Raw genomic sequence first — 25,521 nt, forward strand, 5'->3', positions numbered from 1 at the left:
TGTCTATCACATTAGGGTAAAATAATGGGATACATCTATAATCTTAAATTGAGATTGGTGTGCGTATTTATCATGGCATTGATATTGCTGCCATGTTCAATCAAACAGATAAAATAGTGGTGGATATACTTACAGTGTAATAATAAAAATAGGTTATTTCTGATTGTTTTGACATCAATCAAACGCTGCCTAGTGGCATCTTCTGTAAAAAGAGTTATAATCCCGCGATTTTTTTGTGCGCTGGCGACTAAAATAGTAGGAGAATCCCATGAAGATCGTTGAGGTAAAACACCCTCTCGTTAAACATAAACTCGGCCTGATGCGAGATCATGATATAAGCACTAAACGCTTTCGTGAACTGGCCTCAGAGGTTGGTAGCCTACTGACTTATGAAGCAACCGCTGACCTAGAAACTGAGAAAGTCACCATTGAAGGTTGGTGTGGTCCTGTAGAAATAGAGCAAATAAAAGGGAAAAAAATCACTGTCGTACCTATCCTTCGTGCCGGTATTGGTATGATGAACGGGGTTTTAGAAAGCATTCCAAGCGCACGTATCAGTGTGGTGGGTGTTTATCGTGATGAAGAAACCTTTAAACCTGTCTCTTACTTCCAGAAATTAGTTTCAAACATTGATGAGCGTATGGCGTTGGTTGTTGACCCAATGTTAGCAACGGGTGGTTCAATGATTGCAACTATCGATCTATTAAAAGGCGCAGGTTGTAAATCTATTAAAGTACTCGTACTTGTTGCTGCTCCTGAAGGAATTGCAGCATTAGAAGCTGCCCATCCAGATGTTGAGCTATATACCGCGTCTATTGATCAATATTTAAATGAACACGGGTATATTGTTCCTGGGCTAGGTGATGCTGGCGATAAGATATTTGGTACTAAATAATAATTAGCCGACTTTAGAAGTCGGCTTTTTTTTGATTATAAAAATACATTAAGGGGATGAAAAGAAATGACACGTCGTGCAATTAGTGTTGAAGAAAGGCCACCATTATTACAAACCATACCGCTTAGTTTTCAACATCTGTTTGCCATGTTTGGCGCGACTGTAATTGTACCGATCTTGTTTGGTGTTAACCCAGCAACTATTTTGCTGTTCAATGGGATTGGCACCTTACTTTATTTATTTATTTGTAAAGGGAAAATTCCTGCCTATTTAGGGTCGAGTTTTGCTTTTATTTCACCAGTCATGATTTTGCTACCACTCGGTTATGAACTTGCATTGGGTGGCTTTATTATTTGCGGAATACTGTTTTGCATTGTGGCCTTGATTGTTAAGGTGGCGGGTCGAGGTTGGATTAACGTCATGTTTCCTCCTGCTGCGATGGGAGCGATTGTCGCGGTTATTGGCCTCGAATTGGCTCAAACGGCCGCCGGTATGGCAGGGTTACTGCCAAAAGAAGGGGTCGCGGTAGATCCTAATACGTTAATTATTTCTATCACAACACTGTCAGTGACTATTTTGTGTGCTGTCGTGTTCCGCGGGTTCTTATCCATCATTCCTATTTTGATTGGTTTCTTAGTTGGCTACGCCTTATCCTACTTTATGGGCATTGTGGACTTTACGCCTGTTATTGAAGCACCATGGTTTGCAATTCCAACGTTTTATACGCCACGTTTTGAATGGTTCGCTATTTTGACTATTCTACCTGCCGCATTAGTCGTTATTGCTGAACATGTAGGCCACTTGGTGGTAACTGCAAATATTGTTGAGCGTGACTTATTGAAAAACCCTGGCTTACATCGTTCAATGTTTGCAAACGGTTTCTCTACGGTGTTGTCAGGGTTCTTTGGTTCAACACCTAATACCACCTACGGTGAAAATATTGGTGTAATGGCGATCACTAAGGTGTATAGCTCTTGGGTCATTGGTGGGGCAGCAATCATCGCAATTTTACTTTCTTGTGTGGGGAAATTAGCGGCGGCGATTCAGTTAGTGCCAGTACCTGTAATGGGAGGGGTGTCTTTGCTGCTTTATGGGGTGATCGGGGCTTCAGGTATTCGTGTGCTAATCGACTCTAAAGTTGACTACAATAAACCCCAAAACTTGATCTTGACCTCTGTGATCTTGATTATTGGTGTTAGTGGTGCGGTTATTCATATTGGTCAAGCCGAATTGAAAGGCATGGCATTGGCAACCATAGTGGGTATTGTCATGGCACTATTATTCCGTTTTATCACTTTTGTTCGTCCTGAAAAGCAGTTTGTAACCTCAGATATCGAAGAAGTTGATACGAAACATTCCACGAAATAAAACAGTTGTCTCATTGCCGATGTGATGAAAGCATCGGCAATTAAGTTTCTTCTTGTTCATTTATGCTTGAAATTTATGGTAAACTTGCAAGTGTTAATTGTTTTGCACAGTCAGAGGTGCTTCTGAACACACCATCGCAACTTTCACTACCACTGTATCTACCCGATGACGAAACGTTTGCCAGCTTTTATGCAGGCGAAAATGAGGCGTTGCTATCTGCTATTAAACTCGCCATTAACCAATCGCATGGTAGTTATATTTATTATTGGTCTCGTGAAGGGGGCGGTAAGAGTCACCTACTGCATGCCGCATGCGCTGAATTATCAGAACAAGATATGGCCGTGGGCTATGTTCCGCTTGATAAGCGTGCCTATTTTGTACCTGAAGTCCTTGATGGGATGGAACACCTTTCACTGGTTTGTATTGATAATATTCAATGTATCGCAGGCGATCCTGAATGGGAAATGGCCGTTTTCAATTTGTATAATCGCATTTTAGAAATTGGTCGAACTTGTTTGCTGATCACCGGTGATAGACCACCAAGACAAATCGATCTCTCACTGCCTGATTTAGCCTCTCGGTTGGATTGGGGGCAGATTTATAAACTCCATCCACTTAGCGATGAAGATAAAATTTGTGCGCTACAATTGCGGGCAAGAATGCGAGGGTTTGAATTACCCGAAGATGTATGCCGTTTTGTATTAAAACGGTTAGATAGAAAAATGGGAACATTGTTTGATATTTTGAACAAACTGGATCATGCCTCGATCGTTGCACAACGCAAACTGACTATCCCGTTTGTTAAAGATATCCTCCAATTATAAAGGCAGTGATCCACTGCCTTTTTTTGAGCCATTAGAGAACATCAAGAACCTGCTCTGGCGGGCGACCTAATTTTGCCGTTTTCCCTTTGACAACAATAGGGCGCTCAATTAATTTTGGGTTGTCATGCATGGCTTGAATTAATTGCTCTTGCGTTAAAGCGTCGTTTCCAAGACCCAATTCTTTGTAGATATCCTCTTTGCTACGCATTAATTGCCGTGCATCAGAGAAGCCTAATGCCTTTAATAACTGTTTGATTTCAGCAACGCTAGGGGGATTTTTTAAATACTCAACGATTGTTGGTGTGACCCCTTTAGATTCTAATAATGCAAGCGTTTCACGGCTTTTAGAGCAACGAGGGTTATGATAAATGGTAATTGTATCCGTCATGGTCATCATTCCTTACGGTTTAGCTTTACTGTCTCTTAATTGTAATTTTCTTAGCTCATCTATGCGAGCATCATAGCGTTGTTGCTCATAACTTCCCAGACGACTTTTTCGACTCGCTTCGCTGAGATAATTAATCGCGTTATCATAGTTACCTCGAAGCGCCATACCTTCTGCATAAGCGGCTAGCTCTTCATTACGCTTACCTGATTTCGCCGAGGCTTCAGCTAACAGATCCCAACCATTAGGATCTTCGGGATAATTGAAGGTATATTTGTTCAGTAATGAAATAGCAGTTTGATACTGCTTATTGTTAATTAAAGCGTTGGCAAGGTTGATTTGTAATACGGGGTTGCTTGGTGATTTTTTTAATGCATTTTGTAAACGAGTCACCGCTTGGGCTGCACGATTTTGCTCAATATCCAAATCTGTCATAACATCGATAAACCAAGGATTATCGGGTTGTTTTTCCAGTAGGTTGCTCATGATCTTGGTCGCTTCGGCATATTTCTTATCTTGCGATAACTTCAAAGCACGACCATAGTCAGCCGCTATCCTTTCTTGAGGAGTGCCTCGACTATAATTATCCAGAATTTGATCTAATGCATGCTGTTGTCCTGACGTATACATGGATAAAATACGAACACGGGCTAGCATAAAGTCTTCTGATGAAGGTATGGTAACCTTTGGATACTGATTAGAGCGGTTACGCGCATCCGCCAAACGGCTATCTGGTAGTGGGTGAGTCAGCAATATTTCAGGGGGTTTTGACATATAGCGGGTTTGATCTGACATCACTTGCATAAAGTCGGCCATAGAGTGAGGATCAAAACCTGCTCGCCTTAAGGTCTGTAAGCCAATACGGTCTGCTTCTTGCTCGTTGGCTTGAGTAAAACTGATCATTCCTTGTTGGACGCCTGCCATGGTTCCCGTTAAAGCGGCGAACCCTGCTTGTGGGTTTGCCATAACTAATAATAACGACCCAATCGTACCGGCAATCGCAAGGGGAGTGGTGCTTTTTTGGTCTTCCATCATGCGTGCTAAGTGACGCTGCGTTACGTGAGAAATTTCGTGTGCCATGACAGAAGCTAATTGGCTCTCATTTTGGCTATAGCGAAATAGTGCGGAGTGCAGCACCACATTACCCCCAAAATAGGCATAGGCGTTAATATTGGGGTTATTCACCAAATAGAATTTAAAGGGCGTTCTCACGGAGTCGGCACTTTTCACTAACCGCATCCCCAGCTTATTGATGTATTGATTAAGCAGTGGGTCGTAAATCAATGGTGTACTGGCACGGATCTGGCGAGTGATAGCATCACCCATAATAATTTCTTGATTGATGCTCAGTGTACCACCCGCTGTCGTACCGATATCAGGAAGTGTGTCCTCAACGGCACTGTAAGCAGGGAGCACAGCGCCGTTGACGCACGCGGCTATCAATAAAACTAGAAGTGGATTTTTCAGTTTTTTATTCATGAAACAATTGCATCCCGTACAACGATTAATTTTGAGATCAATCCATGATAGCAAAAGCTACCGAAATGTCTGTTAATTGGTATAATTTTCGATAATTTAGGAACTGTCTTTAAAGCATTAATTTCCAAGGAGCTAATAAATGCTGGAAATGTTATTACAATGGTATCGGCGACGTTTTGCTGATCCACAGGCTGTTGCACTGTTTACGTTGCTCATTGTCGGCTTCTGTATCATCTTTTTCTTCAGCAATATCTTAGCCCCTTTATTGGTCGCGATAGTATTGGCTTATCTCCTTGAATGGCCAACACACTTACTTGAGCGTATCGGTTGCTCGCGTGTTGTTGCAGTCAGTATTATTTTGACCTTGTTTGCTGGAATTAGTGCCATGGTTATTTTAATTATTGCACCAACGGCGTGGCAACAAGGGATCAATCTCGTTGGTGACTTACCTAAAATGGTAACGCGTTTTAACGAGTTCGCGCAAACATTACCAGAGCGTTACCCAGCGTTGGTTGATGCGGGTATTATCGATATGATGGCAGATAATCTCCGCAGCCGTTTATCTGGAGTGGCGGAATCGGTGGTTAAAATGTCGGTGGCCTCGCTCATTGGCGTATTTACCTTGGCAATTTATACCGTACTCGTGCCTTTAATGATGTTTTTCTTATTAAAAGATAAACAAAAAATTATCAGTAGCGTTCAAAAGGTATTGCCAAGAAACCGCTTGTTGGTGGGGAAAGTTTGGGTCGAGATGAATCAGCAAATCACCAACTATTTACGCGGCAAAGTGACCGAAATGGTGATTGTCGGGGTCTGTACCTACGCTGGATTTGCTTACTTTGATTTGCGCTATTCAGTATTGTTGTCAGTGCTGGTTGGGGTTTCAGTCTTGATCCCCTATATTGGTGCGGTGGCTGTGACGATCCCGGTAGTATTGGTGGCGCTATTCCAGTGGGGAATCGGCAGTGATTTTTGGTCATTAATTATTGTTTATCTTGTTATTCAAGGGTTAGATAGTAATTTATTTGTTCCATTACTCTTTTCTGAAGCGGTTAACCTTCATCCGTTAGTGATTATTTTATCGGTCGTGATTTTTGGTGGCTTATGGGGTTTTTGGGGCGTTTTCTTTGCTATTCCATTGGCAACGCTGATTAAGGCTGTTATCAATGTGTGGCCAGAGGATACGTCCGAGAGTCAGCAAAAATTGGAATGATGGAGAGGGAAATGCAAACTCAAATTGAACTACAGCAAGGTGATATCACGAAAACTGCCGTCGATGCGATTGTTAATACCGCGAATCGTGCTTTACTCGGTGGTAGTGGCGTTGATGGCGCGATTCATCGCGCGGGTGGTAGTGCAATCCTTGATGAATGCCGGCAAATTAGAGCAAAACAGGGAAGTTGTAAGCCTGGAAACGCGGTGATCACCACCGCAGGTAAGTTACCTGCTAAGTATGTTATCCATACGGTAGGGCCTGTTTGGCAAGATGGAACCCATGAAGAGGCGCAAATCTTAGCCAATGCGTATTTATCTAGTTTGAGGTTGGCGAGCAAATATCAAATCGAAACCATCGCTTTTCCCAATATCAGTACAGGCATTTATCGCTTTCCTAAGCCATTAGCGGCACAGATTGCCTGTGAAACTGTGGCTAACTATCTCGCCGCCAATAGCTTGCCAAAGAAAGTTATTTTTGTTTGCTTCGATGAGGAAAACTACCGTTTATACCAACAACAGCTTCAACAAGTCTAAGTTGAACCTGTATTTGGCTATCTTTTCTATCTTCCCTTTCATTACCATCAGTATGCCATTTAACTCAAATGATTCAGTCAATCAGATGACTAAAAATCTTTTAGCTTTTAGGTTAGTCAGTAATGAAAGATATAAAGGGAAGGGGGATGAGAAGGGTTGCATAAAGCTAAACAACCCTATCAAATTAAATGTTAAGCGTGAGTATTTATGTACTCGAGAACAATTTCATGGTGATTGCTTGTTTTGAAATTATCGAATACATGTTCAATAGTTCCATTTGCATCAATGAGAAAACTAATGCGGTGAATGCCGTCATAAGTTTTACCCATGAATTGTTTTTCACCCCATACACCAAATTGTTCACATACTTGATGATCTTCATCTGATAATAGTGCGAAGTTCAATAGCTCTTTTTCAGCGAAACGAGACAATTTTTCGGGTTTATCTGTGCTAATGCCTAAAACTTCAACACCCTTTTCTCTTAGTGTCTCCATTTCGTCGCGCAGGCCGCATGCCTGAACGGTACACCCTGGGGTCATAGCTTTAGGGTAGAAGTAAACTAATACGCGTTGACCCTGATAATCTGAAAGATTGATGATTTCACCATCTTGGTCAGGAAGGCTGAATTGAGGCGCCTTATCACCGGCTTTCAATGGGTTCATTACATATATCTCCGTTAACTCTGCATTTTGGGATTATTTACAATGCTTATGTTGCCTTTAGCGTTGAGCATTGTACATAGTTGTTGAAATTTATTCTTTATAATTATGCCATTATCATCCAATGGATGATGTGCCGTGATTTGTATTTCAAGTTGCGCCGGCATACCATTACTTGCAGGCTGTGTTTTTGACACAAGCTCCGCGATATTACATTGCTGGGTTGTAAATAAATTCGTAAATTGTTCTACGATGCGTGGTGCATCATCGACGACGACATTGACGGTTACCGTTGATGGGTAATCTGTCGTCTGTACGCTCTGCGTCCGTTTCATCACAATGAGTAACTCTAATTCAGCCCCTTTTAGTGGCAAAATAGCCTCAATTTGTGCAATCGCATTCCAACTACCCGAAAGCATCATAATAAAGGTAAATTCTTTACCAAACATCGCTAAACGGCTGTCTTCGATGTTGCAATCACATTCACTCACCAATCGAGTGATGGTATTCACAATGCCCGGACGATCGGTACCCAGCGCAGTAATTACAAGAAATTGCTGTTCAGTCTTAGGCAAAGTCTGTTCCTTATTTTTTAATTTGCAGATTCGCTTTTTTGCTCAATGTTTTCAAGCACAAAATCTGCTTGGTGATGATGGTAAGGAAACCACAAAAATAAGAATCTGCCAAGAGGGCAGATTCACTCTTGCGAGTCATGATCGAGAATTATTACTTCTATTTAAGTTAATCCTAGCGGTATTAACAAAATTCATTAAAAACCTGTGGTTGGGTGGTTTTCTTCTTTGAAATGAAAAAGTACCATGGAGACTAAACTATTTAGGGGGTATAGCTATGTCTCACTCAAACACAAACTATAAACAATTTTTAACTGGCAGTATTGTTGCGGTAATTACACCAATGGATTCAAATGGTCGTTTGGATAAACAAAGTTTGAAAAGATTAGTTGATTACCACGTTGAGAGCGGCACTTCTGCGATTGTGTCTGTTGGGACAACGGGTGAGTCTGCCACCTTAACTCATAAAGAACATGTTGAAGTGGTGCATACAACTCTAGAACTGGCAGACGGACGCATCCCCATCATTGCAGGAGCTGGCGCAAATGCCACTGCAGAAGCTATCTCTCTGACAAAAGAGTTTGAAAATTCAGGTGTTGTTGCTTGTCTGACAGTCACACCTTATTATAATAGGCCTTCACAAGAAGGGTTGTATCAGCATTTTAAAGCAATATCAGAAAACACGAGCTTGCCACAAATTCTCTATAATGTACCATCACGTACAGGTTGTGACTTATTGCCTGAAACGGTAGGTCGCTTGGCTAAATTGGCGAATATTGTTTCAATTAAAGAGGCGACAGGGAACTTAGCAAGGGTTCACCAAATCAAAGAACTGGTTGATGATAATTTTGTGTTGCTCACCGGTGATGATGCAACGGCACTCGACTTCATGCAGTTGGGTGGTCAGGGCGTTATTTCTGTTACAGCTAACGTTGCAGCCGCACAAATGGTAAAAATGTGTGACTTAGCGCTTGCGGGCAAATATACTGAGGCTCGTGAATTAAACAAACGTCTGATGGGTCTGCATCATCAGTTATTTGTTGAGCCTAATCCAATTCCAGCGAAATGGGGCTGCCACCGTCTTGGCTTGATTGCTGACGCTACATTACGGTTACCAATGACACCGTTAACAGAGTCAGGCCAACAAAAAGTGGAGCAGGCCCTGAGATTCGCTGGGCTACTGTAAAATTTAGGGAATTTTAATGGCAACATTATTGCAAAAATCGAAGGTTATGAAGGTTGCTGGCCTGTCACTCGTTGTGTTACTGGCAGCCTGTTCCAGCGATCAGCGCTATAAACGTCAGGTCAGCGGTAACGAAGATTATCTCGATGCCGCGCCATTGAAAGTGTTGAATATACCTCAGGGAATGACATTACCATTGCAAAATGGCGAATATGACGTCCCTAAAGTTGCCTCATCTGGCCCAGTAGGTAAAGCACTCGATATTCGCCCTCCTGTACTGTCTATTTCGCAATTAGCGGGTTCACGTACTGAAGATAGCGCGGAAGCAAGCCGCTTGTTGCTTGAAAATACACCTGAGAATAGTGCGCTATGGTCACAAGTCACTATGATTTTGGAACAGCGTAATATTCCAGTCACGACAAAAGACGATGGGTCGCGCTCGATTGAAACGGATTGGGTAAAATGGGAACGTGCGGATGAAGACGTTCCATTAGAAAGCCGTCATAAAGTCACTGTGCAACCTCAAGGGGGCATGATCGCGCTGACGGTAACGAATTTAGGCCTACGTCAAGGTACAGAAGCGGTGACGGATCAGGCTGAAATTCAGCGTTATAACAAATTATTGCTAAATGAGTTAACCGATAGTCTGTATGCTTTACGTGATACATCCAATAAAAATAGTATCCAAAGTGCATATGGCATTATTGATGTTCAATCTGGCAGTGATGCCACGGGCTTGCCTGTTGTCATCGTACGTGCACCATTTGATGCTGTTTGGGAGCGTTTACCACGTAAACTGGAAAGCATCGGTATGAAAGTGGGTGATCGCAGTCGTTCAAATGGCTCTGTGATGGTAACTTATAAAGGCCTGAGCAGTTCAGAATGGCAAAATTTAGGGATTGATGACCCATCAATTCCAGAAGCGGATTATAAAATTCAAGTCGGTGATTTGAATAACCGCAGTAGCTTGCAGTTTATTAATACTAAGGGTACACCACTGACTCAGAAACAAAATGATGAGATGGTGTCTGCACTGAAAGCGGCTTTCAGTAAAGTCGGCGACAAGTAATTATTACTTTGTTATGGAGCCGCAGCCTCTATTTGAGGTTGCGGCTTTTTTGCATTTAAGTCATACCTACAACCTTTCTTTATGCCAATCGATTAATAGCTTCATTTTTATGGTCAGCGAAATGGACAAAAAACCAGTGTTTAAGCTTAAGTAATCGTTTGCGTCTGTGCGTGGATTTTATTATTATAATTAGGTACAGTAGATAAAATATTGAATATCAGTTAGTTAGCTTGTCAGGTTCTTTTATTCAATAACTTATTGAAACAGAGCAGAAAAGTAACGGTAAAAGGGTAAATTTCAACCATTTTATTGTTACTTATCTGGATCTGCAGACACAATTTTGCAGGTTGATACCCTAATTGAATAATCCCATCTCTGGAGTGTGTAAGATGCAAAAGAAAGCTGAGTTGTATCGTGGTAAGGCGAAAACGGTCTATACCACTGAGGATCCTGACCTTTTAATTCTGGAATTCCGTAATGATACATCAGCACTCGATGGCGAGCGTATCGAGCAGTTCGAGCGTAAAGGGATGGTAAACAATAAGTTTAACCATTTTATTATGAGCAAATTAGAAGAGGCGGGTATTCCAACACAGATGGAAGCGTTGCTCTCTGACACAGAAGCATTGGTAAAAAAACTGGATATGGTGCCCGTAGAGTGCGTTATTCGTAATCGTGCAGCAGGCTCTTTGGTTAAACGTCTTGGCGTCGAAGAAGGGATGGAATTAAATCCACCATTGTTTGATTTGTTCTTAAAAGATGATGCAAAACATGACCCGATGGTGAATGAGTCGTATTGTGAAACTTTTGGGTGGGTGAACAAAGAAAACTTGGCGGAAATGAAGCGCTTAAGTTATAAAGCCAATGAAGTGTTATCAAAAATTTTTGCGGATGCAGGGCTGATCCTCGTTGATTTTAAATTGGAGTTTGGCCTGTTCAAAGGCAAGGTCGTACTTGGTGATGAGTTCTCTCCAGATGGTAGTCGCCTGTGGGATAAAGAGACCCTCAATAAAATGGATAAAGACCGTTTTCGTCAAAGCCTCGGTGGCTTAATTGAAGCTTACGAGGAAGTTGCGCGTCGTATCGGCGTAAAATTAGATTAATTTGTTATCTAATCGGTTTTAAAAAGTCGCTTAGAGTGCTGACAAAGCCCTCGCTGTTTAGTGAGGGCTTTGAACTAATCAGTATGAATAATGCACTAAGCGGCAACCTAAAAAACCTTCCCCTCAATGATGTCAGTTCGAAACCATGGCGTTAGGTCGAAAATCATCTCACTCGCAAAATCGATGCTGTGATGCTGTTGTACACCGACACAACCCGAAGAACGACCACCTATCAACTATCGTGTCGTAGGTGAGAAACATGGCATTACAATGGACACGCATGTTGCTCATTTTCCGTTTTCAAAGAATTTCTTTTTTTTTAAATGATGGTGTAAAGGGCGAGTTGATTACGTCAGCGATGAGTTGGTTTGGTGCCTTTAGCTGCTCATCTGTTATTCATGGGCGATAAGGAGAATGATGGCTGTCTTATCAACACTTTTAGCTTAGAAAATACGATGCGCAACTTTGCGAATACACTCGACATTCGATTTTTTGGACGAAATGCCCTTAAACGAGGGGGATGTCAGAAAGCTAAGCCGCTATTATTGGTGCTATTTTTTGTTGGTCGTAAGGTCATGGGCCGCCGCAGATGGATTAAGATCTTTGCCTTGCTCTGCTAACCATAACTGTAGTTGCTCAGTGGCAGGTATCAGGTTATAGGCTGAATGTGTGGGTTCAATATGCTTTTCACCATACTCTACCAATTTGTTATCAAGGAAAATAAAGTGTTGAACAGTATTTTGCATTTTAAGCATGGTGGGGCGCTTGGTATAGAGCAATAGGGTGGCATTTTCTATCGTTGCTGAATCAGAAGGTTCCCCCATAATAGAAACCACTTGTTGCGAAGTCATACCTGCAATAACTAAGGTTAACTTATTGTCAGCAGAGTATCCTATCACCGAAAATAGTAGGGAGAAGATACAAAATAGCGCTTGGATTGCCCGCATGATTAAACCTTAGTCATCTGTTCGAAGATCAGATCATAGAATACAAAGTGATATTTAAGGAATTCATATTTTAGTTGCATACATATAACACAGATAATTGTGACCACTTTTCATTATACAACTGTATTGACGCTTTAACTAACATCTTGGCGTTTAGGTTATCGGTTTTACTGAGCTGTTTTAGCGGGGAAGCTGCATAATGGATGTTTACAGCTTTTACTTAGGAAGATAATTAGTTTTCTGGTTTTAATTCGTCCATACAGCCAAAGTTCTCTTGCGGGTTATTTATATACATCGGGCCTATCATGCTACAAATAATAAAACAGAGCAGCATGACACACACTTGCCCAACCTTGACTCGGGATAGTTTACCATTAACATGGCATTTTTTACCTGTCTGATATCGATATCTAGATATAAGCTAAGACGTTATCACCGCAATAAATCAAACCTTAGTGTTGATATCAAGGGTCGACAACCATATAAAAACTGATAACGTTCAAGCTGAAAAGTCAGATTGGCTCGCGGCTAATACGGATAAATTTATCAGCCCAGCGTTTAGGGTCGCTTTCTAATGCGATATCCAATGCGTGACTCAATGAATACAGTGTTGGTGTTGGAAGCACGGATTCCGGTTGTAAATCAGGGTGGTTAAGTACGGTTTCAGGCGGACCATCAGCAATGATTTTACCTGCTGATAGATGAATAACCCGCTTGAAATGGCGAGCAACAAAATCAAGATCATGGCTAATGGCGAGTAGCGTCGTGCCCATTGTACGCTGTAATGCCAACCAACGCTCAAAGCAAGCGAGCCAACGTGCATCAAAGTCACGAGTAGGTTCATCTAATAGCAGCACTTTGGGGGAAATCGCACTCAGGCTGGCGACAGCCACCATACGCCGTTGACCTGCATCTAAATCAAGAGGGTGACTATTGGCAACATCTTGCAAATGGCAACATTCAAGGGCTTCCAACGTCCGTTTTTCTATCTCTGATTGAGATAGCGTTTGTCGTTTAAGGCCGAATGCGACTTCATCTTTTACTCGACTATGGAAAACTTGTTTTTCGACCTCTTGGAATAAAACACCAATTTGACTGGCACGTTGTATAGCGTTCAGTGAGGCAAGTTTTTGGTGATTAAAGTGGATCTCACCTTGTGTTGGGCGCAATAGACCCGCAGCAAGCCGCAGGAGTGTCGATTTTCCAGCACCATTGTCACCAACTAATGCAACCCATTCGCCCGCTTCGAGACGCAAACAAAGCTGTGAAATGGTCTCTTGGGTACTTTTAGGCCAACGATAATCAATATGTTCAAAAAGTAGCATAATACTCCTTAAATGCCTTAAGTAATGCGTTGTTATCATTGGGAATGTCAGTAGGCCAAGCATTTTGATTGATTAAATAACCAAGTGCACGCCAAGCATCGGGCATATTAATGGTGGTTTGTGCCGCCGAAAAAAGTTTTTTTCTATCAGTACCTGTGGCGATAACGTTACCCGCATCTAATAACATCAGTTGCTCACAAAAACTCATCGCAGGAAGTAGTTGGCGCTCAAACAGGATCACACTGCAATTGGTACGTTGAGAATAGTGTTTCAACGCAAGTAGCAGGGTATGGGCGGCTTTTGGTGTGAGGCGACTAAATGCCTCATCCAATAATAATAACTTAGGCTGCATGGCGAGTGCGCTTGCGATGACAACGCGTTGGGCTTCTCCACCTGATAAGGTCGCGGGGTGTCGATGGCGTAAAGCTTCGCAGTCCGTAAGCGCAATGGCTTCGTTAACCCGCTGCCTGATTTGTGCTTCAGGTAACCCAAGGTTTTCAGGGCCAAAGGCAATTTCTTGTTCCACATTGAATGTGCAACCGGATAATTGTAATTGTGGTGATTGTTGGATCAGTTGGCGTTGCGCACTGAGTATTGCTAAGTGGCCTTGTGATATGGGTTGTGATAAAACCTCAGCGACACCACTAAGTTCACCTGTAATCAATTCAGGTAACCAACCACAGAGCAGTTGAGCGAGTGTACTTTTACCGCTACCGTTGCCCCCTAAGATGGCAAGCCACTGTCCTGCTGCTAATTGTATATCAATAGGGCCTAAGGTGGTTGATCCCGCACCTTTGTGGGTAAAACATAGTCGTTGTAAATTTACCACCACCAGTCGATCCCTCCTTCAATGATGATAATGACTAAAATGGCATAACGACAAATGGCTTGAAAGAGGTTGTCTTTTGGGGCGCCCAACGTTGTTCGCTGACTCACGGCACGAAAACCACGCATATCCAAGGCAGCTCCACGGATAGCCAGTTCACTGAGCGCTTGGGTCGCGAGTGGCAGTATCAATGCCGGTAATGACATAAATCGTTGTAACAGATTGCCATCAAGGGGGACGCCTCGTGCCAACTGTGCCTCTTTGATACTGCTGATTTGTTGTCGTAGTTGTTCAACAAACAAGAGTGGCCCAGCTAATAAATATGAAAAGCTGGTTGGTAAACGGCTAGCAAATAGCGCTCTAATCAATTTTTCAGTCGACACATACTGTAGCCACAGTTGTGCACTACTGATAATGGCTAAAAGCCGAAACCATAAAGCCAAGGCTTTTTGCTGCTGTGTCGCAACAGAAAACTCGCCTGTCAGCCAGTAGGTTAGCCAACCACTATGGATCAGCCATAGCCCTAATGCCATTGGTAGCATCAAGCCAATAACATAGCGATAGCGGTAACGTGCTTGGCGCCATGCGAGTAGCATAGCAAAAGTCACCAGGCTGACGACAATTAACGGCCAGTCAAATGGTAATAGAACAACAGTAAAGCTGAGCCAGAACCATAATGTCAGCGAGGTAAAAGGATGCATATTTATCTTACTCGCGCCATATTTGGAAAGTTTTGTTGTGCACGCAGCGGTAAGCGACGCACTAATAACCACGCAATGAGTGCCGACACTATTTTATCTGCAATGTTGGCTCCTAGTACGGTAATGGCAACAGATTCAAGTAGGTTTTCTCCCACAGCATGGAAGTAAGCGACGAAAAAATCGGCTCCGCTACCTGTTGTACCTGCAAATAAATAAGTACGGATAGGCACAGCAACTAACATCAATGCTAATGTAATGACGATGCCGGAAAAGATAACTCTAGGTAACGTCCGAAAAAATCCAGCATGAGCGAGTAACCCTGCACTGAGGCCTATCATCATCGCAACAGGGGCAAAAGCGGCGGCAATTGGGCCACTGAGTAACCCCCATAATAGATTGGTTAATAATCCGGTTAATGCAGCGATCCAAGGGCCGGCTAATAAAGCACAAATGATTGTGCCAATTGAATCAAGAAAAATTGGCAACTTAATGCTTGAGCTTATTTGCCCAACTAACATGTTAATAGCGATTGAAAAAACAATTAACGCTAAAGTACGGCTCGAAAGAGTAGATGATTTTGGCATGAATACACCGCTCCTTAGCGATGAACAGAAGAATGGGAGTTGTGGGGCGTGCGTTCAGAAACTGCTAATTCGTCATATCCAGATAATTCGCAATATTGACGAGTGAAAGTGATATGCTCTAATTCCCCAATAACAAGCTCTAACGTTGTTCTAACGGTACAGTCAAGCATCATATGCCCCCCTTGCACATGACCATTTTCATCTGAAATGGCTAAATGCAAATGTTCGCCTTCGCTATCTAATGTGCCGATAAGTGAAACAATTTCGTATCGACCAACAAATTGATCGGTTGTCTCTTTTCCTGCAAAACGCAAATTAACGCGAGTTAAGCTACCAACACAGCCAGCAATGAAAGCGGCTTTTAAGTGGTTCTGCTGAATAAAATGACGCAGTGTTGGAATAACATCCTCGCCGGGCCGTAATCGCAGGGCAAAATAGCGCGCATTGGAGGTGGGAGGGAAAGCTACATTCATATGAGTGATCCTAATTATATGACGACTTGAATATAAGGTGATTTGTCAACTCGGCGAAATACAGTGATATCGTCAGTGATAATAATTTTATATTGACCTCATATTATTATAAGTAACAATCAAGGAGATATCAGTAACGAAGTGTTTTCTATCGCTTATTTAATTGGAATTGCGATTAATTTGCGTTAAGTGAAAAACAATCAGTTAAAAAACAATATATCCACTTAATTAATAAGGTTAAAATGTTGAACATCTGTGTTAGTTCAGAGTGCTAAGCAGGCGATGACGTGGTATGAATAAAAATAATTAAGTCAATTGTAACGATTTTGAGTTTAAACTGTGACTAAACCGTTTATTTGCTGATTATAGAGGTGATTATGCGTTGGCAAGACCGTCGTCGTAGCGACAATATTGAAGATAGAAGATCAGAAAATTCATCAGGGGGTTTTCAAGGCAATGGTCGGGGGATACGAATTCCATTACGAGGAAAAAGTGGCGTTGTTATTCTGATTGTTATTGTCGTAGCTGGCTATTATGGCGTTGATCTCACGGGGTTAATTACCGGAGAGCCTATCGGTAATCACTCTTCGCAACAAGCCCAAAATCGTACCATTAGCCCACAAGAGGCACAGTTAGCCGACTTTACGTCAGTGATGCTTGCTTCCACAGAAGATGTTTGGCAAACGGAATTTAAAAAGCTAGGCAAACAATACCAGCAGCCTAAATTAGTCATTTATCGCAATGGTACTTCGACAGCGTGTGGGCAAGGTAAAGCATTTATGGGGCCGTTTTATTGTCCAGCTGATAATAAAGTTTATATCGACCTGTCATTTTATAATGACATGAAAACCAAATTAGGGGCTGGTGGTGAATTTGCGCAAGGGTACGTCGTGGCTCATGAAATCGGCCATCATGTGCAGCACTTATTAGGCATTGAGCAGCAAGTAAGAAAATTACAGCAAGGTGTAAGTACAAAAGAAGCCAATAAACTGTCGGTGAAACTTGAATTACAGGCCGATTGTTTTGCGGGTGTTTGGGGGCACAATATGGATAAAGAGGGCATCTTAGACGATGGCGACTTACAATCCGCGTTGAATGCGGCTCAGGCAATTGGTGACGACAGACTACAGCAGCAGAGCCAAGGTCGCGTGATCCCAGATAGTTTTACGCATGGCACCTCACAACAGCGCTATTTTTGGTTTAAAAAAGGGTTTGAGACGGGAGATATCAATAGCTGCAACACCTTTTCAGCGCAAAATACATTTTAAGGAGGCTCAGATGAAGCTCAGCCATAGCGTTAGTGGGGCGATTAGAACTTTCAGCTATTTTATGGCAAGTGGTTCACATTACATGCTCGAGGGGATTGATTATTTGTCACTGTATGGCGAGGAGCCGAGTGCTATTGAACAAGCGTACGCAATATTTATCAATACACTGGAAATTGATGAGGCAGGGGAAGTATTGAATTTTACTCATGCGCAGAAAAGAGCAACGGATTATATTCGAAGTTACTGTGATGCTTCTTTTAACGTTGACCCTCCTTTTGAAGAGTGGGAAGTCGCTCTATATTAATGTATGACCTGCCCAAATATGAGGTTAAAGTGTTCCATTTGACGCGTACCATATTGATAACCACGCTTTTATTTTTCGGGTTGATAAATGCGTCAGCGAAAACCCATTATACCATTGATGATCTATCAACGGAGGGGATGTTAACGCTCTCCATGGATTTACCTAAATCCGAGCAGGAACAAAAATTGATCGTGAGAGGGGAAGCGTGGGGGTTAAAACCGCAAATTAACCATCCTCAGTGCCAAGGTACGTTGTTAAAGAAAAATACCGAAAATGAATGGATTGTGCCTATAGGTTGTGAACGAGTTTCGTGGCATGTCCTCCCTAATAAAGTTGCAAAAGGGCATGTTGACGCCTCGAAGCAAGCGACTATTTTCATTACCAGTGAATATCAAAACAAAAAACAGATATTGCTTTCTGAGCCTACGTCATTATTGCGCTTAGTCAATGATGAAGAGGGGATTATTCGTGCTGCCGATGGGATCGCTATCTATGGCGCGAAAGCTGAAAATACAAGCGCGTGGTCGGTTCCTGCCTATTATAAGGCGCCTGAATTTTATTTAGTGGGGGATATTCGATTGCAACAAGTGGACTTAACGAATATGAAAGTTCGCTATTTTAGTGACAACGTCACGTTAACCGATCAATATCAGCTAAATGGTTATCACCAACAAGCCTTAAAGTATTTAACCAAAGCGTTATCAATTTCACCTCAAGACAAGCGTGATAATACATTGTTGGTGATTTGGCTCGGCAGTAATGAAAAAAATGGCTTTATTGGTGGGGCGGCGGGTGGTCGCAGTTTCGTGGCTAACTATTTATACTCTGATAAAAAGGATGATAAAAACATTAACCTCAATAATGCAAAAACCCAACTTGTTATCGCCCATGAGCAATTTCATCAACTTATTGATATGGTAAGGGAAAATAAATCAACGCAGCCAGCTTGGGTTGAGGAAGGCCTTGCCCAATATTATGCTTTGAAAGCATTAAAACAGATGGAAAGCCAGCCACAAATTGTTTCGTCAATTGAATCTGCAATGATGCCATTAAATGCTCCAGTGACACATACTTTTATTGAACTAGATAAGCGATTTAAAGCAGGGGATCGCTCTGTTTATGCTGAGTTCTATTCTCAAGGCGCTACATTTTGGCGAAAATTAGATACTATTTTACAGAAGGTCGCCAATAATCCATCAGGATTAGACCCGTTCATTACTGAATTAATGACATTACCTTCCGAGTCGAATGGTGATTTACCCGCATCTTTCAAAAATAAAATGATCGCTATCGGAGGAGAGCCTGTAAATATCTTATTTCAACAATATATCGGGCAATAATATGCCGTGACGTTTGCTTCTTATTCGGTGAGCCAATAACATAAGCCGTACTTTTTATCTTTCGCTAATTTTATAAGCAAAAGCAGCACGTTTTACAGGGAATACAATATGAGTCAAGTCGATCCTACCTTGATAATTTTACTGGTTTTAGCGGGTCTTGGGATCATCAGTCATAATATGACGGTGACATTAGCTATGTTATTTTTGCTGGTGGTGCGGATCACACCTTTAAATAATTTCTTTCCTTGGGTAGAGAAATATGGGTTAACGATTGGGATATTAATATTAACTATTGGTGTGATGGCTCCTATTGCTAGTGGTAAAATTTCAGCACAAGATGTATTAGGTTCCTTTTTAAATTGGAAATCACTGCTTGCTATTGTGATCGGGGTGTTAGTTTCTTGGTTGGGAAGCCGTGGTGTCACGTTAATGTCACATCAACCTTCAACAGTAGCAGGCCTACTTGTTGGTACGGTTATCGGCGTAGCACTCTTCCGTGGTGTTCCTGTTGGTCCTCTTATCGCAGCAGGGATCTTGTCATTATTGATCGGTAAATCTTAGCGGGTATATGAATTATTCACTTCCTAAAATCTGTGCTCAACTTAATGATTGTGGTCATCGGCGCTTGTTGGTGCTCTCTGGTGAGAGCTTGTGGATAGATAAACGATTAAATGAAATTCAATCAATTATCGCGGGTGATTGGCAGGCCCTTTCATCAACAATAACGGGGGCATTGCCCGTTAAAAATGCACATTTATTATTAGGCAGAGAGTTTTTACATGGGGTCTTTGATGCAAGAGAAGGTTTGCATAGCGAGGCTCTCGCTATGCTTGCTGGGGCATTAAAGGCTGGGAGCTTGCTGGTTTTATGTACGCCACCACAAACTGAGTGGGCGTATTCATTGGATAACGATAGTATTCGATGGAATGAGCAAAATGGCATGATCGCCACGCCTAATTTTGTGCATCATTTACAGCAGTTGATACAGGCGCAATCTGACGTGCTGGTTTGGCAACAAGATAAGCCAGCGCATTTTTCTCTTTTACCCGAAAAAGAGCATTGGCAACCACCTTCGGGTGAGGCGACACCGGCTCAGCAATATGTACTGGAACAGTTGTTATCCGCAAATGACGGTGTTTGGGGGATCATCGCTCCCCGTGGGCGAGGGAAATCGACCCTTGCAGGAATGTTGATCCGCAACTGGCAAGGGGAGTGCTGGTGCTGTGCGCCTGCTAAAGTCGCGATACGAACACTAGAAAAATCAGCCGGTCAGCCGCTCAATTTTTGGGCGCCAGATGAATTATTACGTTACTGTAAGAAGAATGGTGACATAAAAGCTGACTGGTTGATTATTGATGAAGCGGCAGCGATTCCAAGTTATATTCTGCGCCAACTGGTCAATTATTTTCCACGTGTTTTATTAACGACAACGGTGGATGGCTATGAAGGAACAGGGCGAGGCTTTATCAATAAGTTTTGTGCGCAATTGGGCGGTTTTACAGCTCTCGATTTAGTCGAGCCTATCCGCTGGGCTAAGCATGATCCCCTTGAACATTGGCTCAATCAGGCATTATTACTAGAAGAGCCTGAAGGTGTAAACGATCACTCGCCATTACAGCTAATTGAGCCTATCAGCCAGCAACAATTAGTTGATGATCCTAAACAACTGAAAAGTTTTTATGGATTACTCACCAGTGCACATTATCGAACATCCCCTCTCGATCTTCGTCGGTTACTTGATGCAAGTCGCCAGCAATTTATGTTGGCCAAATCGGCGACGCAATTGATTGGAGCCTTATGGATGGTTGAAGAAGGTGGGTTAGATAGCCAACTAAGTTGGCAAATTTGGGCTGGTCTCCGCCGCCCTAGGGGGAGTTTAGTGGCCCAATCCCTTGCTGCTCATTATTACTTCCCTGAGGCGCCTCAGATGTCATCACTACGTGCAACGAGGATCGCGGTTGAGGCTGCTTATCGCCGACAAAAAATTGGCTCACAACTGCTTGACGCTCAAAAACAGCAGGCCGTTTACCAAGGCAAAGATTTTTTATCAGTGAGTTTTGGTCTGACACCGGAGTTATTACGTTTTTGGCAACAAGCGGGTTATCAATTAGTACGTGTTGGTGAACACCTTGAAGCAAGCAGTGGATGTTACACGGCGATGGCGATTTTACCACTGTCATCACAAGCACAACGCATGTGTGAGCAAGCCAAACACAACTTGCCAAGGGATCTCTTTTGGCGTCGTGACCTTGAGCTATTTCACTTGCCGACATGTGACAAACAGCATTTAACGCCCGAAGATTGGATTGAACTGGTTGGATTTGGCTTTTACCATCGTACGTTGGCAGCGAGTAGTGCGGCGATACAACGTTTATTAGCGCATCAAGAAGGTGGGTTGAAGCTACTGCGTTTCTATTTTCAACTACAGTTATCTTTGGAAGAGATTTGCCAACAGCTATCATTAACGGGGCAAAAAGCGTGGTTACAACAAGCAAGGGCAGAAGTTAAAGACGTTGTGCAACGTGACCACCCTGAGCTTGTTAAAACGATAGCGCAAAAAATTAGCCCTTCTTATCTTTAGGCCAATCATCGTTATCATCCCAAAGATGATTGTTATCTTTATGAGGGGGAAGCTCGGGTTTATTATCAAGAAATTTTTTATGATCTACTCGCATCATCTCTTTGATAGAATTCCAGATGACGCCAACTAAAATCAGTAGGATCACCCACCAATAATCTGCTAACCAATGCATATGTCGCCTTTGTGCTTGCTAATAAGAGGTGATTAAAAAGGTGGATGAAAAGTTGAAACTTTTACAGGCACACATTTGGCATCACATTACTATTTGAATTTCGATAGGGTATACCCTAGTCATTGGGTTTATTTAATCATGTTTTTGAAGCCGTTGGGAGAGCCATTTTGAATATAAAAAAAGGATTGTTGATCCTAATAGGTTGGCTCGCGGTAATATTAGCATGCTTAGGCGTTGTATTGCCGGTACTGCCAACAACCCCCTTTCTCTTATTGGCGGCATGGTGCTTTTCTCGCTCATCGCCGCGTTTTCATCACTGGTTACTTTATCGTTCATGGTTTGGTGGCTATATCCGACATTGGCAAACGTATAAAGGTTTGCCAAAAGGCGCTAAACCTAAAGCGATAGCCGTGATATTAGTTACGTTTACGATTTCAATTTGGGTTGTGAACTTTTGGTGGTTAAAGTTAGGTCTATTTGTCCTGTTATGCTGGCTAGTGATTTTTATGTATCGATTACCGGTGATAGATAAACCTGTACCGAATGATAATAAAGCATGATGGTGTTAAATGAAAAAGCGCCAAGGGATTTGGCGCTTTTTGAGGCTATTCTGGAATTTTAATGTAGCGATTAAAGACATATTCTAGATTCGCTAATAGCCAATCTTTACCCAAGATAACTTCTTCTTGTAAAACAGATTGAACCACTTGAGGGGTTAACAGTTGCTCAGCGTCATGGGATAAGGGCCAATAGCTAATATGCCAAGGTTCATAGGCAACACCTGCATTTTTAGCGGTGAAAGGGCGGTAGAAGTCATATGTGGCCATATTGTCACTTAGCCACTGATTCAGCTCAGCAAAATAGCCGCCTTGTTCGTATTCCCATGGCTCAAGTTGCAGTGATTGCCCTTCAGGGAGACGCAATGGGTCATAGACGTCAATTTCCGTGCCCCAATGGTGGCGGCTTGCGCCCGGCAGGGCGGACCAATGCAAAATAGCTTCACATAATTCGCCTTCGCTTAATACGCTAATATCTAGCGGATTACTTTGTTTATCAAGAACGGGGCGCTTTCCGGTAAACTTCTCATTCCAAATCAGTTGCTGACGTGAAAAATCACGGAATGCACTGGCGGATTGGAGCTTGAAGCCAGCCTTCGCCGCCGCTTGTTGCATGGACAAAAATGCTTTTGTCGCATTAAATTGTAGGCGGTGATTACCGCCTAATGTCACGAGATGGTCGGTTGAACGGCCGGTGAGCATGGCGATGGTCATCATAGTAACAGTAGCTCCATTATGCGTTCATAAATCCGTGCCAGTTGCTGTAGGTCATGTACACTGACACACTCGTCAACTTTATGAATAGTGGCATTGAGTGGCCCTAATTCAATGACCTGTGCCCCCATTTGAGCAATAAAACGCCCATCAGATGTCCCACCACTCGTTGAGAGCTCTGTAGTGCGCCCCGTGAATTCATGAATGGCTTGCACGGTGGCGTCGACTAATTTCCCTGTACGGGTTAAGAAAGGCTGGCCCGAAAGCTTCCATTCAATTTCATAGCGTAATTGGTGTCGTGCTAGCATCTCTTCAACACGCTCACGGATGATTTTGTCGGTTAATTCTGTGCTAAATCGGAAATTAAACTGAACGAAAAACTCACCCGGAATAACATTTGTCGCACCAGTACCCGCATGAAGATTGGCGATCTGCATACTGGTCGCGGGGAAAAATTCATTACCTTGATCCCACTGTGTTGATACAAGTTCTTGTAAAAAACTTGTCGCTCGATGTACTGGGTTATCGGCAAGGTGTGGGTATGCGACATGCCCTTGCGTGCCTAAAATCGTTAAATTCGCTGTGATAGAGCCTCGGCGGCCATTTTTAACGATATCACCGAGTTGAGTTTGGCTAGAAGGCTCGCCCACTAAACAGTAATCTAACCGCTCATTACGTTGCATCAACGTTTCAACGACCTTAACCGTACCATTTGTCGCCTTTGCCTCTTCATCGGACGTGATTAAAAAGGCTAACCGACCACGATGATCGGGATGTTTTTGTACAAAACGCTCGGCAGCGACGACCATAGCTGCAACGGAGCCTTTCATATCCGCTGCACCACGACCATAAAGGTGTTGGTTGATAATGGTTGGTATGAAAGGGGGCGTTTGCCATTTTGTCTCATCCCCAGCGGGAACGACATCCGTATGGCCTGCAAATGCTAAGGTCTCGCCGTCGGCACCTCGATAAGCCCAGAAATTAGCCGTATCATCAAATAACATTTTTTCAACGGTGAACCCTACTTTTTCGAGTCGTTCAATTAATAATGCCTGACACCCTTGGTCATCAGGGCTAATTGATGGGCGAGAGATGAGCTCTTGAGCGAGTTGTATAACAGGACAATCCATCACTGCGCTCCGGCTTATTGAGTAAATTGTTGATATTCATCAGCGGAAAAACCGACAAGATAGCGGTTGTCTGCTGAAACGAGAATTGGGCGCTTGATCATCGCAGGTTCAGCCAATAACACTTTTTTGGCGCTTTCAGCATCAACAACGGCATTTTTTTCAGCATCACTGAGTTTACGCCAAGTTGTGCCTCTTTTATTAACTAAAACTTCCCAACCGAGCTGAGCGATGAACATCGATAATAAGGCATCATCAATCCCCTCAACACGGTAATCATGAAATTGATAATTAATGCCATTATCTTCCAAGTAACGACGCGCCTTTTTGATCGTGTCACAATTTTTAATACCATACATAATGTAAGGGGAAGAAGTGCTGTTTGACATAAAATTTTCCTTTGATGATTTACTGTTAGCTCTACATAATGCGCGAAAATCTATTCAGGATCTAGCTTTCTGTGGGAAAGAAAAGTTAATCTAATGATTAAATTAATAGTTAATTAAATTATTTCATAATAAATTAATTATAGTAAATATATTATTTTGCTCTCATGTATATTAGACTTGCTTCTAATCGGGAGCGTACATTTAGTTTTTTAAGTAAATTACGGATGTGCACTTTTACTGTTTCTTCTGAAATAAAAAGTAATTGGGAAATTTCCCTATTTTTTAATCCAGCCGCCATTTCATGCAATATTTCGCATTCTCTGCGCGTTAATGATGATAATGGGTCATTAATTTTATGGCGATTAACGAGATATTGATAGACTTTTTCGCTAAATACATGGTGCCCAGCCGCTGCTTTTCGCATGCTATTCATCAGCATATCAAGTTCACTATTTTTAAGCAGATAGCCTTGTGCGCCTGCATCAATAGCATTGTAGATATCTGTTTTTAAAGCTGAAAATGATAAAACTAATAAATACGACTTAAGGCAGCGTTTACGTAATAAGCGAATTGTTTCGAATGTTTTAGTACCATAAATATTGATATCAGTTAGTATTATGTCAGGTTGTAGTTTGTCAGCAATATCAAGTGCTTCAGAGCAATTACAGCATTCAGCTGCGACAGTGAAATATGCATCTGAGTCGATAAGGTGCCGTAAACCATAGCGATAAATAGGATGTTCATCAATAATCATAACGGTTTGGGAAGACATAGTAGATTCCTTTTTATGCCTGACAATAATAAAAGAGGGCAGCTTAACAGCAAACACGCCATTACATTAAATATGTTATAGCCTTCAATTTTCGCCTTTATTACTATTTTTTAATGCTCATTGTATTTAATTATTAATTTATATAATTAATATTC

Annotated in this window: 30 protein-coding genes; 15 read left to right on the forward strand and 15 right to left on the reverse strand. The window is 42.3% G+C overall.

The window, feature by feature from the left end; genetic code table 11:
- The first annotated feature begins 268 nt into the window (after window positions 1-268).
- The 3 genes from upp (at window position 269) to hda (ending at window position 3,087) form a co-directional block, all read left to right on the forward strand.
- Window positions 269-895 carry a uracil phosphoribosyltransferase gene (gene upp, locus I3B46_RS09845; protein WP_004920648.1) on the forward strand — a complete coding sequence of 209 codons (627 nt, stop codon included), beginning with the start codon at window positions 269-271 and terminating at the stop codon, window positions 893-895.
- Window positions 896-961: 66 nt separating this feature from the next.
- The gene (gene uraA / locus I3B46_RS09850; RefSeq protein ID WP_004920645.1) at window positions 962-2,263 is read left to right on the forward strand and encodes a uracil permease; all 1,302 of its coding nucleotides are present in this window, start codon (window positions 962-964) and stop codon (window positions 2,261-2,263) included.
- A 62-nt stretch (window positions 2,264-2,325) separates the two neighbouring features.
- Window positions 2,326-3,087 carry a DnaA inactivator Hda gene (gene hda, locus I3B46_RS09855; protein ID WP_004920642.1) on the forward strand — a complete coding sequence of 254 codons (762 nt, stop codon included), beginning with the start codon at window positions 2,326-2,328 and terminating at the stop codon, window positions 3,085-3,087.
- A gap of 31 nt (window positions 3,088-3,118) precedes the next feature.
- Here hda and arsC read toward each other — a convergent pair whose 3' ends face one another.
- Window positions 3,119-3,475, reverse strand: coding sequence for an arsenate reductase (glutaredoxin) (gene arsC, locus I3B46_RS09860; RefSeq protein ID WP_040133229.1), 357 nt, complete (start codon window positions 3,473-3,475; stop codon window positions 3,119-3,121).
- A 12-nt stretch (window positions 3,476-3,487) separates the two neighbouring features.
- Window positions 3,488-4,951: a beta-barrel assembly-enhancing protease gene (locus I3B46_RS09865; protein ID WP_004920633.1), complete on the reverse strand. Its 1,464-nt coding sequence runs from the start codon at window positions 4,949-4,951 to the stop codon at window positions 3,488-3,490.
- A gap of 139 nt (window positions 4,952-5,090) precedes the next feature.
- On the opposite strand from I3B46_RS09865, the gene I3B46_RS09870 reads away from it, so the two are divergent.
- A complete protein-coding gene (locus tag I3B46_RS09870) occupies window positions 5,091-6,164 on the forward strand; it encodes an AI-2E family transporter (RefSeq protein WP_004920629.1) in 1,074 nt (357 codons plus the stop codon).
- A gap of 11 nt (window positions 6,165-6,175) precedes the next feature.
- Window positions 6,176-6,700, forward strand: coding sequence for an O-acetyl-ADP-ribose deacetylase (locus I3B46_RS09875; protein WP_014656122.1), 525 nt, complete (start codon window positions 6,176-6,178; stop codon window positions 6,698-6,700).
- A 191-nt stretch (window positions 6,701-6,891) separates the two neighbouring features.
- Here the strand turns inward: I3B46_RS09875 and bcp are convergent, their stop codons facing one another.
- Both bcp and I3B46_RS09885 read right to left on the reverse strand, forming a co-directional pair.
- A complete protein-coding gene (gene bcp / locus I3B46_RS09880) occupies window positions 6,892-7,362 on the reverse strand; it encodes a thioredoxin-dependent thiol peroxidase (protein ID WP_004920623.1) in 471 nt (156 codons plus the stop codon).
- A 14-nt stretch (window positions 7,363-7,376) separates the two neighbouring features.
- Entirely contained in the window at window positions 7,377-7,934 is a 558-nt protein-coding gene (locus tag I3B46_RS09885) for a glycine cleavage system transcriptional repressor (RefSeq protein WP_004920620.1), read from the reverse strand.
- A gap of 274 nt (window positions 7,935-8,208) precedes the next feature.
- Between I3B46_RS09885 and dapA the strand changes: the two genes are divergently transcribed.
- The 4 genes from dapA to I3B46_RS09905 all read left to right on the forward strand — a co-directional run bounded on the left by dapA (window position 8,209) and on the right by I3B46_RS09905 (window position 11,695).
- Window positions 8,209-9,117: a 4-hydroxy-tetrahydrodipicolinate synthase gene (gene dapA, locus I3B46_RS09890; RefSeq protein ID WP_004920614.1), complete on the forward strand. Its 909-nt coding sequence runs from the start codon at window positions 8,209-8,211 to the stop codon at window positions 9,115-9,117.
- Between the two features lie 16 nt (window positions 9,118-9,133).
- Window positions 9,134-10,183, forward strand: coding sequence for an outer membrane protein assembly factor BamC (gene bamC / locus I3B46_RS09895; protein WP_004920611.1), 1,050 nt, complete (start codon window positions 9,134-9,136; stop codon window positions 10,181-10,183).
- 389 nt (window positions 10,184-10,572) lie between these two features.
- On the forward strand, window positions 10,573-11,286 hold the full coding sequence (purC, locus tag I3B46_RS09900) for a phosphoribosylaminoimidazolesuccinocarboxamide synthase (protein ID WP_004920604.1): 714 nt from the start codon (window positions 10,573-10,575) through the stop codon (window positions 11,284-11,286).
- A gap of 259 nt (window positions 11,287-11,545) precedes the next feature.
- Entirely contained in the window at window positions 11,546-11,695 is a 150-nt protein-coding gene (locus I3B46_RS09905) for a hypothetical protein (protein WP_004920597.1), read from the forward strand.
- A gap of 142 nt (window positions 11,696-11,837) precedes the next feature.
- On the opposite strand, the gene I3B46_RS09910 is transcribed toward I3B46_RS09905, so the two are convergent.
- The 6 genes from I3B46_RS09910 to I3B46_RS09935 all read right to left on the reverse strand — a co-directional run bounded on the left by I3B46_RS09910 (window position 11,838) and on the right by I3B46_RS09935 (window position 16,142).
- Window positions 11,838-12,233 (reverse strand): hypothetical protein, encoded by a 396-nt coding sequence (locus I3B46_RS09910; protein ID WP_004920590.1) that lies wholly within the window; start codon window positions 12,231-12,233, stop codon window positions 11,838-11,840.
- A 512-nt stretch (window positions 12,234-12,745) separates the two neighbouring features.
- Window positions 12,746-13,558 (reverse strand): energy-coupling factor ABC transporter ATP-binding protein, encoded by an 813-nt coding sequence (locus tag I3B46_RS09915; protein WP_104873529.1) that lies wholly within the window; start codon window positions 13,556-13,558, stop codon window positions 12,746-12,748.
- A complete protein-coding gene (locus tag I3B46_RS09920; RefSeq protein WP_036940537.1) occupies window positions 13,545-14,390 on the reverse strand; it encodes an energy-coupling factor ABC transporter ATP-binding protein in 846 nt (281 codons plus the stop codon). Before I3B46_RS09920 ends, I3B46_RS09915 begins: the two co-directional genes overlap by 14 nt.
- A complete protein-coding gene (locus I3B46_RS09925) occupies window positions 14,381-15,085 on the reverse strand; it encodes an energy-coupling factor transporter transmembrane component T (RefSeq protein WP_036940535.1) in 705 nt (234 codons plus the stop codon). The genes I3B46_RS09920 and I3B46_RS09925 overlap by 10 nt, the downstream gene beginning before the upstream one ends.
- 2 nt (window positions 15,086-15,087) lie before the next feature.
- A complete protein-coding gene (locus I3B46_RS09930) occupies window positions 15,088-15,669 on the reverse strand; it encodes a membrane protein (RefSeq protein ID WP_014656118.1) in 582 nt (193 codons plus the stop codon).
- A 14-nt stretch (window positions 15,670-15,683) separates the two neighbouring features.
- Window positions 15,684-16,142 (reverse strand): PPC domain-containing DNA-binding protein, encoded by a 459-nt coding sequence (locus tag I3B46_RS09935; protein WP_004920578.1) that lies wholly within the window; start codon window positions 16,140-16,142, stop codon window positions 15,684-15,686.
- Window positions 16,143-16,519: 377 nt separating this feature from the next.
- Between I3B46_RS09935 and ypfJ the strand changes: the two genes are divergently transcribed.
- The 5 genes from ypfJ to I3B46_RS09960 all read left to right on the forward strand — a co-directional run bounded on the left by ypfJ (window position 16,520) and on the right by I3B46_RS09960 (window position 21,635).
- On the forward strand, window positions 16,520-17,410 hold the full coding sequence (ypfJ, locus tag I3B46_RS09940; protein ID WP_072502307.1) for a KPN_02809 family neutral zinc metallopeptidase: 891 nt from the start codon (window positions 16,520-16,522) through the stop codon (window positions 17,408-17,410).
- A gap of 10 nt (window positions 17,411-17,420) precedes the next feature.
- Entirely contained in the window at window positions 17,421-17,714 is a 294-nt protein-coding gene (locus I3B46_RS09945) for a DUF7677 family protein (RefSeq protein ID WP_004920570.1), read from the forward strand.
- A gap of 29 nt (window positions 17,715-17,743) precedes the next feature.
- Window positions 17,744-19,054, forward strand: coding sequence for a hypothetical protein (locus I3B46_RS09950; protein WP_225829660.1), 1,311 nt, complete (start codon window positions 17,744-17,746; stop codon window positions 19,052-19,054).
- Between the two features lie 108 nt (window positions 19,055-19,162).
- On the forward strand, window positions 19,163-19,615 hold the full coding sequence (locus tag I3B46_RS09955; RefSeq protein ID WP_004920564.1) for a DUF441 domain-containing protein: 453 nt from the start codon (window positions 19,163-19,165) through the stop codon (window positions 19,613-19,615).
- A 7-nt stretch (window positions 19,616-19,622) separates the two neighbouring features.
- Entirely contained in the window at window positions 19,623-21,635 is a 2,013-nt protein-coding gene (locus I3B46_RS09960; RefSeq protein ID WP_104873527.1) for a tRNA(Met) cytidine acetyltransferase TmcA, read from the forward strand.
- Here the strand turns inward: I3B46_RS09960 and I3B46_RS09965 are convergent.
- Window positions 21,616-21,807, reverse strand: a complete 192-nt coding sequence (locus I3B46_RS09965; protein WP_004920559.1) for a YpfN family protein — start codon at window positions 21,805-21,807, stop codon at window positions 21,616-21,618. The two genes, I3B46_RS09960 and I3B46_RS09965, sit on opposite strands and share 20 nt — an antisense overlap.
- A gap of 173 nt (window positions 21,808-21,980) precedes the next feature.
- On the opposite strand from I3B46_RS09965, the gene I3B46_RS09970 reads away from it, so the two are divergent.
- Window positions 21,981-22,367 (forward strand): DUF454 family protein, encoded by a 387-nt coding sequence (locus tag I3B46_RS09970; protein ID WP_169342229.1) that lies wholly within the window; start codon window positions 21,981-21,983, stop codon window positions 22,365-22,367.
- Window positions 22,368-22,412: 45 nt separating this feature from the next.
- On the opposite strand, the gene I3B46_RS09975 is transcribed toward I3B46_RS09970, so the two are convergent.
- The 4 genes from I3B46_RS09975 to I3B46_RS09990 all read right to left on the reverse strand — a co-directional run bounded on the left by I3B46_RS09975 (window position 22,413) and on the right by I3B46_RS09990 (window position 25,366).
- Window positions 22,413-23,081 carry a M15 family metallopeptidase gene (locus I3B46_RS09975; RefSeq protein ID WP_004920553.1) on the reverse strand — a complete coding sequence of 223 codons (669 nt, stop codon included), beginning with the start codon at window positions 23,079-23,081 and terminating at the stop codon, window positions 22,413-22,415.
- A complete protein-coding gene (gene dapE, locus I3B46_RS09980; RefSeq protein ID WP_104873526.1) occupies window positions 23,078-24,208 on the reverse strand; it encodes a succinyl-diaminopimelate desuccinylase in 1,131 nt (376 codons plus the stop codon). The genes I3B46_RS09975 and dapE overlap by 4 nt, the downstream gene beginning before the upstream one ends.
- Window positions 24,209-24,222: 14 nt before the next feature.
- On the reverse strand, window positions 24,223-24,594 hold the full coding sequence (locus I3B46_RS09985; RefSeq protein WP_104873525.1) for an ArsC family reductase: 372 nt from the start codon (window positions 24,592-24,594) through the stop codon (window positions 24,223-24,225).
- 151 nt (window positions 24,595-24,745) lie between these two features.
- The gene (locus tag I3B46_RS09990) at window positions 24,746-25,366 is read right to left on the reverse strand and encodes a LuxR C-terminal-related transcriptional regulator (protein ID WP_014656110.1); all 621 of its coding nucleotides are present in this window, start codon (window positions 25,364-25,366) and stop codon (window positions 24,746-24,748) included.
- Between the last annotated feature and the right edge of the window lie 155 nt (window positions 25,367-25,521).

This window comes from Providencia sp. 2.29 (assembly GCF_015832305.1).
Taxonomy (GTDB): Bacteria; Pseudomonadota; Gammaproteobacteria; order Enterobacterales; family Enterobacteriaceae; genus Providencia; species Providencia stuartii.

Coding starts and splice junctions, on each gene's coding strand:
- dapA (WP_004920614.1), top strand. CDS start 8,209: ATGTCTCACTCAAACACAAACTATAAACAATTTTTAACTGGCAGTATT.
- purC (WP_004920604.1), top strand. CDS start 10,573: ATGCAAAAGAAAGCTGAGTTGTATCGTGGTAAGGCGAAAACGGTCTAT.
- I3B46_RS09955 (WP_004920564.1), top strand. CDS start 19,163: ATGAGTCAAGTCGATCCTACCTTGATAATTTTACTGGTTTTAGCGGGT.
- uraA (WP_004920645.1), top strand. CDS start 962: ATGACACGTCGTGCAATTAGTGTTGAAGAAAGGCCACCATTATTACAA.
- I3B46_RS09985 (WP_104873525.1), bottom strand. CDS start 24,594: ATGTCAAACAGCACTTCTTCCCCTTACATTATGTATGGTATTAAAAAT.
- ypfJ (WP_072502307.1), top strand. CDS start 16,520: ATGCGTTGGCAAGACCGTCGTCGTAGCGACAATATTGAAGATAGAAGA.
- I3B46_RS09990 (WP_014656110.1), bottom strand. CDS start 25,366: ATGTCTTCCCAAACCGTTATGATTATTGATGAACATCCTATTTATCGC.
- I3B46_RS09915 (WP_104873529.1), bottom strand. CDS start 13,558: ATGCTACTTTTTGAACATATTGATTATCGTTGGCCTAAAAGTACCCAA.
- I3B46_RS09910 (WP_004920590.1), bottom strand. CDS start 12,233: ATGCGGGCAATCCAAGCGCTATTTTGTATCTTCTCCCTACTATTTTCG.
- upp (WP_004920648.1), top strand. CDS start 269: ATGAAGATCGTTGAGGTAAAACACCCTCTCGTTAAACATAAACTCGGC.
- I3B46_RS09960 (WP_104873527.1), top strand. CDS start 19,623: ATGAATTATTCACTTCCTAAAATCTGTGCTCAACTTAATGATTGTGGT.
- I3B46_RS09925 (WP_036940535.1), bottom strand. CDS start 15,085: ATGCATCCTTTTACCTCGCTGACATTATGGTTCTGGCTCAGCTTTACT.
- bcp (WP_004920623.1), bottom strand. CDS start 7,362: ATGAACCCATTGAAAGCCGGTGATAAGGCGCCTCAATTCAGCCTTCCT.
- I3B46_RS09930 (WP_014656118.1), bottom strand. CDS start 15,669: ATGCCAAAATCATCTACTCTTTCGAGCCGTACTTTAGCGTTAATTGTT.
- arsC (WP_040133229.1), bottom strand. CDS start 3,475: ATGACGGATACAATTACCATTTATCATAACCCTCGTTGCTCTAAAAGC.
- I3B46_RS09865 (WP_004920633.1), bottom strand. CDS start 4,951: ATGAATAAAAAACTGAAAAATCCACTTCTAGTTTTATTGATAGCCGCG.
- I3B46_RS09965 (WP_004920559.1), bottom strand. CDS start 21,807: ATGCATTGGTTAGCAGATTATTGGTGGGTGATCCTACTGATTTTAGTT.
- bamC (WP_004920611.1), top strand. CDS start 9,134: ATGGCAACATTATTGCAAAAATCGAAGGTTATGAAGGTTGCTGGCCTG.
- I3B46_RS09935 (WP_004920578.1), bottom strand. CDS start 16,142: ATGAATGTAGCTTTCCCTCCCACCTCCAATGCGCGCTATTTTGCCCTG.
- dapE (WP_104873526.1), bottom strand. CDS start 24,208: ATGGATTGTCCTGTTATACAACTCGCTCAAGAGCTCATCTCTCGCCCA.
- I3B46_RS09875 (WP_014656122.1), top strand. CDS start 6,176: ATGCAAACTCAAATTGAACTACAGCAAGGTGATATCACGAAAACTGCC.
- I3B46_RS09975 (WP_004920553.1), bottom strand. CDS start 23,081: ATGATGACCATCGCCATGCTCACCGGCCGTTCAACCGACCATCTCGTG.
- hda (WP_004920642.1), top strand. CDS start 2,326: ATGCTTGAAATTTATGGTAAACTTGCAAGTGTTAATTGTTTTGCACAG.
- I3B46_RS09905 (WP_004920597.1), top strand. CDS start 11,546: ATGGCATTACAATGGACACGCATGTTGCTCATTTTCCGTTTTCAAAGA.
- I3B46_RS09945 (WP_004920570.1), top strand. CDS start 17,421: ATGAAGCTCAGCCATAGCGTTAGTGGGGCGATTAGAACTTTCAGCTAT.
- I3B46_RS09870 (WP_004920629.1), top strand. CDS start 5,091: ATGCTGGAAATGTTATTACAATGGTATCGGCGACGTTTTGCTGATCCA.